Source organism: Geodermatophilus sp. CPCC 206100, assembly GCF_048569675.1.
Lineage (GTDB): Bacteria > Actinomycetota > Actinomycetes > Mycobacteriales > Geodermatophilaceae > Geodermatophilus.
The window spans coordinates 54,658-69,004 of record NZ_JAQISV010000018.1; the positions used below are offsets into that span (position 1 = coordinate 54,658).

12 protein-coding genes are annotated in these 14,347 nt (G+C 74.8%); 7 read left to right on the forward strand and 5 right to left on the reverse strand.

The genetic code is table 11. From position 1 onward, the window contains the following. The first annotated feature begins 3 nt into the window (after window positions 1–3). Window positions 4–333: an RNHCP domain-containing protein gene (locus PGN05_RS10790; RefSeq protein WP_419752539.1), complete on the forward strand. Its 330-nt coding sequence runs from the start codon at window positions 4–6 to the stop codon at window positions 331–333. Window positions 334–393: 60 nt separating this feature from the next. Here PGN05_RS10790 and PGN05_RS10795 read toward each other — a convergent pair whose 3' ends face one another. The 4 genes from PGN05_RS10795 to ilvA all read right to left on the reverse strand — a co-directional run bounded on the left by PGN05_RS10795 (window position 394) and on the right by ilvA (window position 5,571). Next, window positions 394–2,463 (reverse strand): M3 family metallopeptidase, encoded by a 2,070-nt coding sequence (locus PGN05_RS10795; RefSeq protein ID WP_419752540.1) that lies wholly within the window; start codon window positions 2,461–2,463, stop codon window positions 394–396. 25 nt (window positions 2,464–2,488) lie between these two features. Continuing rightward, the gene (locus PGN05_RS10800; protein WP_419752541.1) at window positions 2,489–3,295 is read right to left on the reverse strand and encodes an ABC transporter permease; all 807 of its coding nucleotides are present in this window, start codon (window positions 3,293–3,295) and stop codon (window positions 2,489–2,491) included. Then, window positions 3,292–4,269, reverse strand: coding sequence for an ATP-binding cassette domain-containing protein (locus PGN05_RS10805; protein WP_419752542.1), 978 nt, complete (start codon window positions 4,267–4,269; stop codon window positions 3,292–3,294). Before PGN05_RS10805 ends, PGN05_RS10800 begins: the two co-directional genes overlap by 4 nt. Window positions 4,270–4,347: 78 nt before the next feature. After that, entirely contained in the window at window positions 4,348–5,571 is a 1,224-nt protein-coding gene (gene ilvA, locus PGN05_RS10810; RefSeq protein ID WP_419752543.1) for a threonine ammonia-lyase, read from the reverse strand. 83 nt (window positions 5,572–5,654) lie between these two features. Between ilvA and PGN05_RS10815 the strand changes: the two genes are divergently transcribed. The 4 genes from PGN05_RS10815 (at window position 5,655) to PGN05_RS10830 (ending at window position 10,443) form a co-directional block, all read left to right on the forward strand. After that, the gene (locus tag PGN05_RS10815; protein WP_419752544.1) at window positions 5,655–7,109 is read left to right on the forward strand and encodes a sigma 54-interacting transcriptional regulator; all 1,455 of its coding nucleotides are present in this window, start codon (window positions 5,655–5,657) and stop codon (window positions 7,107–7,109) included. A 2-nt stretch (window positions 7,110–7,111) separates the two neighbouring features. After that, complete coding sequence (locus PGN05_RS10820) at window positions 7,112–9,097, forward strand: VWA domain-containing protein (protein ID WP_419752545.1); 1,986 nt, start codon at window positions 7,112–7,114, stop codon at window positions 9,095–9,097. A gap of 75 nt (window positions 9,098–9,172) precedes the next feature. Beyond that, the gene (locus PGN05_RS10825) at window positions 9,173–9,628 is read left to right on the forward strand and encodes a GNAT family N-acetyltransferase (protein ID WP_419752546.1); all 456 of its coding nucleotides are present in this window, start codon (window positions 9,173–9,175) and stop codon (window positions 9,626–9,628) included. A gap of 29 nt (window positions 9,629–9,657) precedes the next feature. Beyond that, window positions 9,658–10,443, forward strand: a complete 786-nt coding sequence (locus PGN05_RS10830; protein ID WP_419752547.1) for an alpha/beta fold hydrolase — start codon at window positions 9,658–9,660, stop codon at window positions 10,441–10,443. On the opposite strand, the gene PGN05_RS10835 is transcribed toward PGN05_RS10830, so the two are convergent. Next, a complete protein-coding gene (locus tag PGN05_RS10835) occupies window positions 10,437–11,801 on the reverse strand; it encodes a DUF2252 domain-containing protein (protein WP_419752548.1) in 1,365 nt (454 codons plus the stop codon). The genes PGN05_RS10830 and PGN05_RS10835 overlap by 7 nt on opposite strands. A gap of 66 nt (window positions 11,802–11,867) precedes the next feature. On the opposite strand from PGN05_RS10835, the gene PGN05_RS10840 reads away from it, so the two are divergent. After that, window positions 11,868–12,887, forward strand: a complete 1,020-nt coding sequence (locus tag PGN05_RS10840; RefSeq protein WP_419752549.1) for an SGNH/GDSL hydrolase family protein — start codon at window positions 11,868–11,870, stop codon at window positions 12,885–12,887. An 87-nt stretch (window positions 12,888–12,974) separates the two neighbouring features. Next, on the forward strand, window positions 12,975–14,195 hold the full coding sequence (locus PGN05_RS10845) for an acetyl-CoA C-acetyltransferase (RefSeq protein ID WP_419752550.1): 1,221 nt from the start codon (window positions 12,975–12,977) through the stop codon (window positions 14,193–14,195). Window positions 14,196–14,347: the final 152 nt, after the last annotated feature.

Here is a 14,347-nt window from a genome sequence, read left to right on the forward strand (position 1 = left end):
CGCGTGCCCCGGCCGGCCCGCTCCCGGCGGGCGGAGAACACCGGCTTCGCGTGCGTCCACTGCGCCAGCCCCGTGCCGGCGAACACCGACGGGCACTACCGCAACCACTGCCCGGTGTGCCTGTGGTCGCTGCACGTCGACGACCTGCCCGGCGACCGGGCCAGCGAGTGCCAGGCGCCCATGGAGCCGATCGGCCTGGTCGAGAAGTCGGGCAAGGGCTGGCAGGTGGTCCACCGCTGCACGGCGTGCGGCCACCGCCAGCCCAACCGGCTGGTCCGCGACGGCGAGGCCCCCGACGACCTCGACGTCGTCCTCGGACTGCCCTGGCTCTGACGGTGCGAGCGGAGTGCTCCGGCGCGGGGGACGCGCCCATCGCCCTCCGCTCGAGCCGGCTCAGGCCGCAGGGAGCAGCCCGCGCCGGCGCAGCAGCGGAGTCGGGTCGGCGTCCCGGCCGCGGACGGCGCGGAAGGCCGCCAGCGGGTCGACCGAACCGCCCACCGACAGCAGCCGCTCGCGGAACGCGTCCCCGTTCTCCCGGCGCAGGCCGCCGTTCTCCTTGAACCACTCCACGGTGTCGGCGTCGAGGACCTCCGACCAGATGTAGGAGTAGTAGCCGGCCGCGTAGCCCCCGGCGAAGACGTGCTGGAAGTAGGTCGTCCGGTACCGCGGCGGCACCAGGTCGTGGGCGGCGCCGGCCGCCTCGAGGGCGGCCCGCTCGAAGTCGGCGGGGTCGCCGATCTCCGTCTCCGGAGTGATGCGGTGCCAGGCCTGGTCGAGCAGCGTGGCCGCGAGGTACTCCAGCGTCGCGAAGCCCTCCCCCCACAGCTGCGCGGCCTCGATCGCCTCGACGACGCTGGCCGGCAGCGGCTCCCCGGTCTCCACGTGGCGGGCGTAGCCGGCGAGCACCTCGGGCCACAGCGCCCACATCTCGTTGACCTGGCTGGGGAACTCCACGAAGTCGCGCGGCACGCTGGTGCCGGCGAAGCGCGGGTAGGTGACCGCCGAGCTCAGCCCGTGCAGCGTGTGCCCGAACTCGTGGAACAGGGTGTTGACCTCGTCGAGGGTGAGCAGCGTCGGCCGGCCGTCGGCCGCGCGGCTCACGTTGAGGTTGTTCACCACGACCGGGCGGGTGTCGAGCAGTCGGGACTGGGTGACGAAGGAGCTCATCCACGCGCCGCCCCGCTTGCCCTCGCGGGCGTAGAAGTCCCCGAGGTAGAGGCCGACGGTCTCCCCCTGCGCGTCGCTCACCTCCCACACGCGCACGTCGGGGTGGTAGCCGGCCAGGTCGGGGCGGTGGGTGAACCGGTAGCCGTAGAGCAGCTCGGCGGCGCGGAAGACGCCGTCGACGAGCACCCGGTCCAGCTCGAACCACGGGCGGAGGGCGGCGGTGTCGACGGCGTAGCGCTCGGCCCGCACCCGCTCGCTGTAGTAGGCCCAGTCCCAGGGGGCGAGGTCGGGAACCCCGTCGCGGGCGGCCACCTCGGCCAGCGCGGCCGCCTCGGCGTCGGCGTTCGCCCGCGCCGGCGCGACCATCGTGGCGAGCATGGCGTCGACCGCCTCGGTGGTCCGCGCGGTCGAGTCGGCGAGCACGAGGTCAGCGTGGGTGGGAAAGCCGAGCAGGCGGGCCCGCTCGGCGCGCAGCCGGGCGATGCGGACGGCGACGGGGCCGTTGTCGTGCTCCCCCGCCGAGGCCCGGCCCACCGACGCCTCGAACACCCGCCGCCGCAGCGCGCGGTCGCGCAGCTTGGCCAGCACGGGCTGGCCGGTCGGCAGCAGCAGCGGGAGCAGGAAGCCCTCGACCCCGCGGTCGGCGGCGGCCCGGGCGGCGGCACCGACCTCGGCGTCCCCGAGCCCGTCGAGCTGGGCGCGGTCGGTCACGACGACGGCCGCGGCCTCCGTCGCCAGCTGGAGCTGCTGCCCGAAGGTCGTGGACAGCGCGGACAGCTCCTGGTTGAGCTCGCCGAGGCGGGCCCGGCCGGCCTCGTCGAGGCGGGCGCCGGACAGGACGAAGTCGAGGTGGTACCGCTCGACCAGGCGGAGGGACTCGGGGTCGAGGCCGGCCTCGTGCCGACCGGCGTGGACCGCGTCGAGGCGCGCGAACAGCGCCGGGTCCAGCCGCAGCGCGTCGGAGTGCGCCGCCTCCAGCGGTGCCAGCTCGCGCTCGATCTCCCGCAGCCGCGGCGAGGAGACCGAGGAGGCGAGGTTGTGGAACACCGCTCCGGCCCGGCGGTACAGCCGGCCCGAGCGCTCCAGCGCGACGACGGTGTTGGCGAGGTCCGGGCGCTCGGCCGACCCGACGATCGCGGCGACCTCGGCGCGCTGCTCGGCCATCCCGGCCAGCAGCGCCTCCCGGCAGTGCTCGAGGGTGATCGCCGCGAACGGCGGCAGCTGCAGCGGCAGCGGGGAGGGCGCCAGCAGCGGGTTGTCGGCGGACGGGGCGGGGGCAGGCTGGACGGCGCTCATCGCCGCCCATCCTGCCCCCGCGACCTCAGCGGCTCGCGGTGCGCTGGTAGAGCCGCACCGACAGGGGGATGAACACCAGCAGGATCCCCGCCGTCCAGATCAGCGTGTAGAGCACCGGGTTCTGCAGCGACCAGGCGTCGGGCAGCGGAGCGCCCGGCACCGTGTTGCCGAACAGGTCGCGTGCGGCCTGCACCACCGCCGACACCGGGTTCCACTCCGCGAACGTGCGCAGCACGGCCGGGAAGGTCTCCAGCGGGACGAACGTGTTGGCGATGAACGTCAGCGGGAAGATCACGATGAAGCTGGCGTTGTTGACCACCTCCGGCGTCCGGACCAGCAACCCGACCATCGCCATCAGCCACGAGATCGAGTAGGCGAACACCAGCAGCACGAGGAAACCGGCCAGCGCCTCGCCCAGCGACGAGTGGATCCGCCAGCCGACCACCAGCCCGGTCAACGCCATGACCGCGATCGAGATGACGTTGAGCCCGGCGTCGGCGATCGTGCGCCCGACCAGCACCGCCGCGCGGGACATCGGCAGCGACCGGAACCGGTCGATGAGGCCCTTCTGCAGGTCCTCGGCGATGCTGGCCCCGGTGATCGTGCTCCCGAACACGACGGTCTGGGCGAAGATCCCGGGCAGCAGGAACTCCGCGTAGCTGATCCCGTCGGGCAGCAGGATCGCGCCGCCGAACACGTAGCGGAACAGGACCACGAACATGATCGGCGAGAGCGTCGCGAACACGATCAGGTCCGGCACCCGCTTGACCTTGATCAGGTTGCGCTTGGTGATGGTGACGCTGTCGGACACCGTCTGCGCCAGCGTGCTCATCGCGCTGCCTCCCCGGCCGGGCTGGTGGTCTCCTCCTCGGCCGCGTGGCCGGTGAGGGTGAGGAACACGTCGTCGAGGTCGGGACGGCGCAGCCCGATGTCGAGCACCTCGACCCCGCTGCCCTCCAGCAGCCGCAGCGCCGCGGCGAGGTCCTCGGTGCCGCCGCTGACCGGCACCGAGAGCCGGCGGGTCGACTCGTCACGCCGCGGCTCGTCGACCGCCAGCGGGCGCAGCCGGCCGGCCGCCTCCTTGAGGTCACCGGCGTCGCCGACCGTCAGCTCCAGCCGCTGCCCCCCGACCTGCGCCTTGAGCTCGTCGGCGGTGCCCCGCGCGATGACCCGGCCGCGGTCGATGACGACCATGCGGTCGGCGAGCCGGTCGGCCTCCTCCAGATACTGGGTGGTGAGCAGGATCGTGGTCCCGCCGCCGGCGAGGTCGGCGATGAACTCCCACATGGTCAGCCGGCTGCGCGGGTCCAGGCCGGTGGTCGGCTCGTCGAGGAACAGCACGCGCGGGCGGGCGATGAGCGAGGCGGCGATGTCCAGCCGCCGGCGCATGCCGCCGGAGTAGGTCTTGGCCGGCCGGTCGGCCGCGTCGGCGAGGTCGAAGCGGTCGAGCAGCTCGCGGGCGCGCTCGCGGGCGTCACGGCGGCCCAGCCGGTACAGCCGGCCGACCATCTCCAGGTTCTCGAACCCGGTCAGGTACTCGTCGACGGCGGCGTACTGGCCGGTCAGGCCGATCGAGGAGCGGACCGCGTCGGCGTCGCGCACCACGTCGAGGCCCACCACCTCCGCCCGGCCCGCGTCGGCGCGCAGGAGGGTGGTGAGGATGCGCACCACCGTCGTCTTGCCCGCGCCGTTGGGGCCGAGCAGCCCGAGGACGGAGCCCTCGGCCACGGTCAGGTCCACCCCGTCGAGGGCGGTCGTCGCGCCGAAGCGCTTCACCAGCCCCTCGACGACTATCGCGTCGCTCATGTCCCGCACGTTAGGGGTGAGTACCGACACTCCCCGACCGGTTTTCCACCCACCGGGCCCCGGACGGGACCGCCCGGCTCAGCCGACGGCCACCGCGTAGCCGGCCCGCCGCAGCCGCTCTCCGACCTCCTCGGCGTGCTCGGGGCCGCGGGTCTCCAGGACGACGAACAGCTCGACCTCACCGATGTCCAGCCGGGTCGCGGTCCGCTCGTGCTCGACCTCCAGCACGTTCGCGCCCACGTCGGCCAGCTCGGCGAGCACCGCCGCCAGCGACCCGGGGCGGTCGGGGACGCGCAGCCGCAGGCGCAGGTAGCGCCCGGCGGCGGCCATGCCGTGCTGCACCACCTTGAGCAGCAGCACGGGGTCGATGTTGCCGCCGGAGACGACGGCGACCACCGGCGGCGGGAACGCGCCCGGATCGGCCAGCACGGCGGCCACCGCGGCGGCCCCGGCGGGCTCCACGACCAGCTTGGCCCGCTCCAGGGAGAACAGCAGCGCGCGGGAGAGGTCCTCCTCGGTCACCGTGCGCACCTCGTCGACCAGGTCCCGGACGTGGGCGAAGGTCAGCTCCCCCGGGGCGCCGACGGCGATGCCGTCGGCCATCGTGGCCATCCCCGCCAGCGGGACCGGGCGGCCGGCGGCCAGCGACCCGGGGAACGCGGCGGCCTCGGCGGCCTGGACGCCGACCACCCGCACGTCGGGACGGCGGTCCCGCACCGCGGCCGCGACGCCGGCCACGAGGCCACCGCCCCCGGTGCAGACGACGACGGTGGCGACGTCCGGGCACTGGTCGAGGAGCTCCAGGCCCACCGTGCCCTGCCCGGCGATGACGTCGCGGTGGTCGAAGGGGTGGATGAAGACGGCTCCGGTGCGCTCCGCGTGCTCGGTGGCCGCGACGATCGCGTCGGTGAGGTCGTGACCGGCCAGCCGGGCGTCGGCGCCGTAGCCGCGGGTCGCGGCGACCTTGGGCAGGGGGGCGGACTCCGGCATGAACACCGTGGCCCGCAGGCCCAGGAGCTGCGCCGCCAGGGCCACGCCCTGCGCGTGGTTGCCGGCGCTGGCGGCCACCACCCCGCGGGCGCGCTCCCCCGGGCTCAGCCGGGACAGTCGCGTGTACGCCCCGCGGATCTTGAACGAGCCGGTGCGCTGCAGGTTCTCGCACTTGAGCCACACCGGGCCACCGACCCGCTCGGCGAGAGCGCGGGAGTGCTCCAACGGCGTCCGGCGCACCACCCCCTCGAGCAGTTCGGCCGCGGCCGCGACGTCGGCCCCGCTCACCAGTGGCACGTCGACGGCGGACACGCGGTGATCCTCCCAGGCGGGAGCGCAGGTGGGAGCCCCCGGACGGGTGCCCCCGGTGGCCTCGTCGTCGTACCGTGGCTGGGGTGACGGACCTCGGCACCCCAGCCTCCGCTCCCCCCGCTCCCACGACTCTCGGCGCCCTGCGCGACAGCGGCGCCACCTCCCGGCCGGTCAAGGCCGAGATCCGCGCCAACCTGCTCGCCCGGCTGGCCGCCGGCGAGCCGAGCCTGCCCGGGATCGTCGGCTTCGAGGACACCGTCGTCCCCGAGGTCGAGCGCGCGCTCATCGCCGGCCACGACCTCGTCCTCCTGGGCGAGCGCGGCCAGGGCAAGACCCGCCTGATCCGCACCCTGGTCGGGCTGCTCGACGAGTGGACGCCGGTGCTCGTCGGCAGTGAGCTCAACGAGCACCCGCTGCACCCGGTCAGCGTGTGGGCCCACCGCCAGATCGCCGAGCACGGCGACGACACCCCGGTCGGCTGGCTGCACCGCAGCGAGCGCTTCGGCGAGAAGCTGGCCACCCCCGACACCAGCGTCGGCGACCTCATCGGCGACGTCGACCCGATCAAGGTCGCGGAGGGCCGCACCCTGGGCGATCCGGAGACGGTCCACTACGGGCTGGTCCCGCGCACCAACCGCGGCATCTTCAGCGTCAACGAGCTGCCCGACCTCGCCGAGCGGATCCAGGTCGCGCTGCTCAACGTGCTGGAGGAGCGCGACATCCAGATCCGCGGCTACCGGGTGCGGCTGCCGCTGGACCTGCTGCTGGTCGCCAGCGCCAACCCCGAGGACTACACCAACCGCGGCCGGATCATCACCCCGCTCAAGGACCGGTTCGGCGCCGAGGTGCGCACCCACTACCCGATCGAGCTGGCCGACGAGATCCGCCTGCTGCACCAGGAGGCGCACACCGGCTGGCGGGGCGACGGGCAGCTGGAGACGCCGCTGGTGCCCGAGCACCTGGCCGAGATCATCGCCCGGTTCACCCGGCTGGTCCGCGAGTCCACCCACGTCGACCAGCGCTCCGGCGTCAGTGCCCGGTTCGCCATCGCCGGGATCGAGACCGTGGCCGCCTCCGCCGTCCGCCGGGCCGCGGTCGCCGGGGAGCACCGCCCGGTGGCGCGGGTGGTGGACCTGCCCAGCGTCGTCCCGGCCAGCCGCGGCAAGGTCGAGTTCGCCGACGCCGGCGCCGATCCGGACGACGAGCGGGAGATGGAGATCCTCGAGCACCTGCTCCGCCAGGCCACGGCGCAGACCTTCCGGGCGCGCTGCGCCGGGCTGGACCTGACCGGCCTGCAGGAGCACTTCACCGGTGGGGAGACCGTGGAGTCCGGCGAGCTCGTCCCCGCCGCCGCGCTGCTGGGCCAGCTCGGCACTATCCCGAAGCTGGCCGAGCTGCTGGGCCGGCTCGGCGTGCCCGAGGGCGAGCAGTCGGCCGAGCAGGCCGCCGCCGCGGTGGAGTTCGCCCTGGAGGGGCTGTACCTCACCCGCCGGCTGGCCAAGGACACCGACGGCGCCCGCACGGTCTACGGGGCCTGACGATGGTGCGGCGGCCCGGGAAGGGCTACCGGTACGGGCGCTGGCGGGGCGGGCCGGACCCGCTGGCCCCGCCCTACGACCTCGGGAACGCCGTCGACGAGATCGGCGACTCGGTCCTCGGCGGCAGCGGCGTCCGGGAGGCGCTGCGCGAGCTGCTGCGCCGCGGCATGGACGGCCGCCGCGGCCTGGACGAGCTGCGCCGCTCCGTGCGCGAGCGGCTGCGCCAGGCCCGCACCGCGGGGCGGATGGACGGCACGCTGCAGGAGGTCCGCGAGCTGCTCGACCGGGCCCTGGAGGCCGAGCGCCGTGAGCTGTTCCCCGACCCGGACGACATGGCCCGGCTCAAGGAGGCCGAGCTCGACGCGCTGCCCGAGGACACCGCCGGCGCCGTCCGCGGGCTCAAGGACTACGACTGGCGGTCGGCCGAGGCCCGCCAGGCCTACGAGCAGATCCAGGACCTGCTCCGCCGCGAGGTGCTCGACAGCTCCTTCGCCTCGATGAAGCAGGCGCTGGAGAACGCCAGCGAGGCCGACGTCCAGGCGGTCAAGGACATGGTGGCCGACCTCTCGCAGCTCATCGACGCGCACAACCGCGGCGAGGACACCGACGAGCAGTTCCGGCAGTTCATGGACCGGCACGGCCAGTTCTTCCCGGACGACCCGCAGTCGATCGAGGAGCTCATCGACTCCCTCGCCCGCCGCGCGGCCGCCCAGGAGCGGATGATGGCCGGCCTCTCGCCCGAGCAGCGGGCCGAGCTCGCCGACCTGATGGCGCAGACGATGGCCGACATGGGGCTGGCCAGCGAGATGGCGCACCTGCAGGACGCCCTCCGCCAGGCCCGCCCCGACCTGCCGTGGGGGCAGCGCGGCCAGGTGCCCGACGGCGACCAGTCCCTCGGGATGGGCGACGCCACCAGCGCGGTCGCCGAGCTCGCGGACCTGGAGGCGCTGTCCAACCAGCTCTCGCAGGGCTACGCCGGCGCCTCGCTGGCCGACGTCGACGAGGAGCTGCTGGAGCGGGCCCTGGGCCGGCCGGCCGTCGACGACATCGCCGCGCTGCGCCAGCTGGAGCGGGAGCTGGAACGGCAGGGCTACCTCAACCGCTCCGACGGCAAGCTCGAGCTGTCCCCCAAGGCGGTCCGCCGGCTGGGGGCGACCGCGCTGCGGCGGGTGTTCGCCCAGCTGGACGCCACCGGCCGGGGTGAGCACGACGTCGCCGACGCGGGCGCGGCCGGGGAGCTCACCGGCACCTCGCGGGAGTGGCAGTTCGGCGACGAGCAGCCGCTGGACGTCGTCCGGACGGTGAAGAACGCCGTCCTGCGCACCGCGCACGAACCCCACGCCGAGGGCCGGCGCGCCGTCTCCATCGCCGTCGAGGACTTCGAGGTCGTCGAGACCGAGCGGCGCACCGGCGCGGCGGTCGCCCTGCTGGTCGACCTCTCGTACTCCATGGCGCTGCGCGGCACCTGGGGCGCGGCGAAGTCGACGGCGATGGCGCTGCACTCGCTGGTGACCACCCGGTTCCCCCAGGACGCCATCCAGATCATCGGGTTCTCCTCCACGGCGCAGGTGCTGCGGCCGGAGACCCTCGCCGAGCTGTCGGTGGACACGCTGCAGGGCACCAACCTGCAGCACGGGCTCATCCTGGCGCGGCGGTTCCTGGCCCGGCACCGAGACGCCGAGCCGGTGGTCCTCGTGGTCACCGACGGCGAGCCCACGGCCCACCTGGAGGACGACGGGACGCCGTTCTTCTGCTGGCCGCCGATGCCCGAGACCATCGCGCGGACCGTCGCCGAGGTGGAGCGGGTGGGCCGCTCGGGCGCGACGATGAACGTCTTCGCGCTCGACCCGGATCCGGGGCTGGTGCACTTCGTGCACGACATCACCCAGCGGGCCGGCGGCCGGGTGTTCACCCCGGACAGCGAGCGGCTGGGCGAGTACGTGGTCGCCGACTACCTGCGGACCCGCCGGGGCCGCCGGGCGCGCTGAGAGAGGACCCCTCTGCCCCCCACCGTGGAAGGACCCTGCAGAGGCGCCACAGTTCTCCACCGGGAGACTGGGACCGTGAGCCCCGCCGTCATCGTCGAGGAGGTCCCGGTCGACGTCGTCCTGCCGCTGCGCAGCGCCGTCCTCCGCGACGGCGGCCCGGCCGCCACGCCGGGCGACGACGACCCGACGACCGTGCACCTGGCGGCCCGCTCCGCCGACGGGGCGGTGGTCGGCGTGGTGCGCCTCGCGCCCGCGCCCTGCCCCTGGCGGCCGGGGGCGCGGGCGCCGTGGCAGCTGCGCGGCATGGCGACCGACCCGGCGGTGCGCGGCGCCGGCGCCGGCCGCGCGCTGGTCGAGACCGGGCTGGCGCTGGTGGCCGGCCGGGGCGGGGACCTGGTGTGGTGCAACGCGCGGGAGACCGCGGCCGGCTTCTACGAGCGGATGGGCTTCACCGTGGTCACCGGCGTCTTCGACATCGACCCGATCGGGCCGCACGTCGGGATGCTGAGGGACCTCGTCCGGGAGCGCTGACTCCCGCCGCCGGGACCGGTCAGTACGGCATGACCGAGTACGCGCAGACCGTGGACGGCGTCCGGATCGCCTACGACCGCGAGGGTGCCGGGCAGCCGCTGGTCCTCGTCGGCGGCGCCGGCCAGTTCCGCGCCGTCGACCCGGCCACCCGCGAGCTGACCGCCGCGCTCGCCGACCGCGGCTTCGACGTCGTCCACCACGACCGGCCCGGCCGCGGGGACAGCGGCGGCGAGCCGCCGTTCGGGCTGGCCGGGGAGGTGGCCGCGATCCGGGCACTGCTGGAGCTCGTCGGCGGGCGGGCGTGGCTGTACGGCAGCTCGTCGGGCGGCGCGATCGCCCTCGCCGCGGCCGCCGGGCTGCCCGGCGTCGACCGGCTCCTCCTCTGGGAGGTGCCCCTGGGCGAGGAGGGCGGTACGGACGGCGCGCAGTTCCTGGCCGCGATCCGGGCGCTCGTGGCGGCCGGCGACCGGGAGGGGACCCTCCGGCTCTTCACGGAGGACATCCCGGGCTGGTTCGACTCCGTGCGCGCCGGGCCGCAGTGGCCCCTCTACGAGCGGATGGCGCCGACCCTCGAGGCCGACGCCGAGGCCCTGGCCTGGACCCAGTCCGCGCCGCGCCGGCAGTTGTGGGCCTCGATCACCGCCCCCACGGTCGTCCTGCTCGGCACGGACACCTTCCCGTTCATGGCCGACGCCGCCGACTCGATCTGCCGGTCGCTCCCGGACGCCGAGCGGGCCGAGCTGCCCGGCGGCGGTCACCGCTGGCGCGCGGCCGATCTCGCCGACCGCATCGCGGCGTACCTGCCGGCTCAGTGACCCGTCGGGTGCGACCCGCTCGAGCTGATCCCCGGGATCGCACCGGCCCGGAAGGCGTCGACGAAGAGCCGGTGGTCCTCCTGGGTGCGGCGGGCGTAGTCCGCGGCGAAGGAGATGAGGTCGCCGGCGAACTCGTCCCGCCGGCCCCCGACGAGTCCGGTGATCGCGTCCTCGGTCTGGAACTCCACCAGCGTGTGGTCGCTGTCGGCGTCGCCGACGCAGTGCACCTTCGCCGTCGCGCGGCCCAGCTGGGCCACCACCGGGGCGATCTCCTCGGGCTCGGTGAGGTCCTCCCAGTCCAGGTCGACCTCGTAGGGCGAGAGCTCCTGGACGACGAACCCGACCCCGCCGATCTCGGTGTGCCCGAGGAACTGCGAGGCGTTGGCCTGCAGCGCCCGCTGCGAGACCGCCGTCCGGTGGCCCTCGTGCTCGAAGGAGTCGCGGATCCGCTGGTCCCGCACGATCCGGCTGGGCGCGGGGACGTTCCCCTGCTTGAGCGAGAGGACGACGTCGTTCTCCAGCGCCTGGTCGTAGCCCTCGATGAGCACGTTGTAGGCGGGCAGGCCGGCGCTGCCGATGCCGAAGCCGCCGGTGCCGATCACGTCCTTGACGTCGTAGGCCACGTCGCGGCGGCGCCTGGGCGGGTGCACGGTCCCGCGCCAGCGGTCGAGCGCGTCGAGCACCCGGTCGCGCTCGTCGTCGTCCAGCCGGCGGGTGCGCGGCCCGTCGGCGAAGCGCCGCTCGGAGTTCTCCACCACGGTCATCCGGTCCAGCAGCGCCTGGCGCGTCCGGGCGGTGGTGCGGAGGATCGCCTCGTGCACCGCACCCTCGGTGTTCTCCTTGACCAGCGCGAAGGACTTGTCGTCCTCGAGCCGGGTGAACGCCGCCACCTGGTCCAGGTAGGCGTCGAGGTAGCGGCGCAGCAGGTCGGCGATGACGTCGTCCCCGAGCGCCTTGCGCCAGGCCAGCAGCGCGAAGCTGGCGGCGAACCGGCGCAGGTCCCAGCTGACGTGGCCCAGGTAGGCCTCGTCGAAGTCGTTGACGTCGAAGACGATCCGGCCGGCGCCGTCCATGTAGGTGCCGAAGTTCTCCGCGTGCAGGTCGCCCTGGATCCATACCCGGCTGGTCCGCTCGTCGGACCAGCGGTCCTCCAGCCGCGCCATGTCGGCGTAGAAGAGGCACGCACTGCCCCGGTAGAAGGCGAACGGGTCCGCGGCCATCTTCCGGAACTTGGTACGGAACGCGTCGGCGTCGGCACGCATCAGCTCGGAGAAGGCGTCGACCAGCACGTCCACGATGAGCTGGGACCGTTCACCCTCCGTTGGTGCGCCGGTGACCCGTGCGAGGGAATCTGCCACGGGGGGACCGTAGGGGGCGGTTAACCTGCGGAACAGGTGGTTCGCGGCTGAGAGGACGGGGCGGCGGTGACTCGAGCGAGCAGGGCGTGGCGGCTGGCGACGGGGGCCGCCTACGGCGGGGGCGGGCTCGGCCTGGCCGGCGCCGGGATGGTCGCCGTCCTCCGGGCGCAGGCCCGCTCGGCGCGGCGCCGGGTCGAGGCACGGACGTCGAAGTCCGAGCCGCCCTCGGGCGACGGCATCTACGGTCGCGGCCGCGGCAAGCCCCTCGTCCTGGCCGTGCTCGGCGACTCCAGTGCCGTGGGCCTCGGCGTCGAGCGCGCCGCGGAGACCCCCGGGGTCCTGGTGGCGGCGGCGCTGGCCGAGCTGGCCGAGCGACCGGTCCGCCTCGTCCGGCTGGCGGTCTCCGGCTCGGAGTCGTGGGAGCTCGAGGAGCAGGTCGACAAGGCGCTGGTCGAGCACCCGGACGTCGCGCTCATCATGATCGGCGCCAACGACGTCACCAGCCGCACCCGGCCCTCGGTCTCGGTGCGGCACCTGGCCACCGCGGTGAGCCGGCTCGTCGCGGGCGGCGCCCAGGTCGTCGTCGGCACCTGCCCGGACCTGGGGACCATCCGGCCGATCGGCCAGCCGCTGCGGGCCCTGGCGCGGCACTGGAGCCGGGAGCTGGCCGCGGCGCAGACGATCGCCGTGGTCGAGGCCGGCGGGCGGACCGTGTCGCTGGGCTCGGTGCTCGGGCCGACGTTCGCGCGGGACCGCGGCCTGTTCAGCGTCGACGAGTTCCACCCCAGCGGAGCGGGCTACGCCGCCGCGGCCGCCGTGCTGCTGCCCTCGATCGCCGACGCGCTCGGCGTCTGGCCGGCCGCCGCCGACCGCGGGCTGCGCAACCTGCGCCGCGACACCGTCCGCCCGGTCGCCCGGGCCGCCGCCCAGGCCGCCGGCCGCACCGGCACGGAGGTCCAGGCCACCGAGGTGCGCGGCTCCGAGACGGGTCCGCGGGGCCCGTGGGTGCGGCTGCGGCGCCGCCGTCCGCCGGAGATCCCGACCCCCGACCAGGCGGAGCAGGCGGCGGAGGCACCCGTCGGCTGAGCGCCCCGGGGGCCTACCGCGGAGTAGGTTCGGGGACGACCCGACGTCCGGCGTCACCCGTCGGATCGACCTCATCGTGGAGGAACCATGCCCGAAGCCGTCATCGTCGCGACCGCCCGCTCCCCCATCGGCCGCGCGTTCAAGGGCTCCCTCAAGGACCTGCGCCCCGACGACCTCACCGCCACCATCGTGCGGGCCGCGCTGGACCAGTTGCCGGCGCTGGACCCGACCGACATCGACGACCTGATCCTCGGCTGCGGCCTGCCCGGCGGCGAGCAGGGCTACAACATGGGCCGGGTGGTGAGCGTGCTCCTGGGCATGGACCACCTGCCGGGCACCACCGTCACCCGCTACTGCTCCTCGTCGCTGCAGACCACCCGCATGGCGATGCACGCCATCAAGGCCGGCGAGGGCGACGTCTTCATCTCCGCCGGCGTGGAGATGGTGTCCCGCTTCGCCAAGGGCAGCAGCGACTCCCTGCCCGACACGCAGAACCCGGTGTTCGCGGACGCGCAGGCACGGGGAGCCAAGGCCGCCGAGAGCGGCGCGGACTCGTGGACCGACCCACGACAGAACGGTGAGCTGCCGGACGTCTACGTCGCGATGGGCCAGACCGCCGAGAACCTGGCGCTGCTCAAGGACGTCTCCCGGCAGGACATGGACGAGTTCGCCGTCCGCAGCCAGAACCTGGCCGAGCAGGCGCTCGCCGACGGGTTCTGGGAGCGCGAGATCACGCCGGTCACCACGCCCGACGGCACCGTCGTCAGCACCGACGACAGCCCCCGCACCGGCACCACGCTCGAGGGCATCGCCGGGCTCAAGCCGGTGTTCCGGCCCGACGGGCGGGTCACCGCCGGCAACGCCTGCCCGCTCAACGACGGCGCCGCCGCGGTGGTCGTCATGAGCGACACCAAGGCCCGGGACCTCGGGCTGACCCCGCTGGCGCGGATCGTCTCCACCGCGGTCACCGGGCTGTCGCCGGAGATCATGGGGTACGGCCCGGTCGACGCCTCCCGGCTGGCGCTGCAGCGGGCCGGCCTGGGCATCGGCGACATCGACCTCGTCGAGATCAACGAGGCCTTCGCCGCCCAGGTGATCCCGAGCTACCGCGACCTCGGCATCGACATCGACCGGCTCAACGTGCACGGCGGCGCGATCGCCGTCGGCCACCCGTTCGGCATGACCGGCGCCCGCATCACCGGCACGCTGATCAACGGCCTGCGGACGAGGGACGAGACCCTCGGCCTGGAGACGATGTGCGTCGGTGGCGGCATGGGCATGGCGATGGTGCTGGAGCGCCTCTCCTGAGAGAGGACCCCTGCCCCCCACCACTCGCGAGCTCGTGGCGGGGCCCTGCAGGGGGCCGGCAGGCGAAGACTGACCCCGGAACGGCCGGGGGGGGGGGCCCGCCCCCGGGGGGGGGGGCGGCGGCGGCTGCCGCCCGCCCGCCCCCCGCCCGC

Excerpts from the sequence above, each read along its gene's own strand:
- PGN05_RS10805 (WP_419752542.1), bottom strand. The coding sequence starts at position 4,269 with ATGAGCGACGCGATAGTCGTCGAGGGGCTGGTGAAGCGCTTCGGCGCG.
- PGN05_RS10845 (WP_419752550.1), top strand. The coding sequence starts at position 12,975 with ATGCCCGAAGCCGTCATCGTCGCGACCGCCCGCTCCCCCATCGGCCGC.
- PGN05_RS10795 (WP_419752540.1), bottom strand. The coding sequence starts at position 2,463 with ATGAGCGCCGTCCAGCCTGCCCCCGCCCCGTCCGCCGACAACCCGCTG.
- PGN05_RS10830 (WP_419752547.1), top strand. The coding sequence starts at position 9,658 with ATGACCGAGTACGCGCAGACCGTGGACGGCGTCCGGATCGCCTACGAC.
- PGN05_RS10820 (WP_419752545.1), top strand. The coding sequence starts at position 7,112 with ATGGTGCGGCGGCCCGGGAAGGGCTACCGGTACGGGCGCTGGCGGGGC.
- PGN05_RS10800 (WP_419752541.1), bottom strand. The coding sequence starts at position 3,295 with ATGAGCACGCTGGCGCAGACGGTGTCCGACAGCGTCACCATCACCAAG.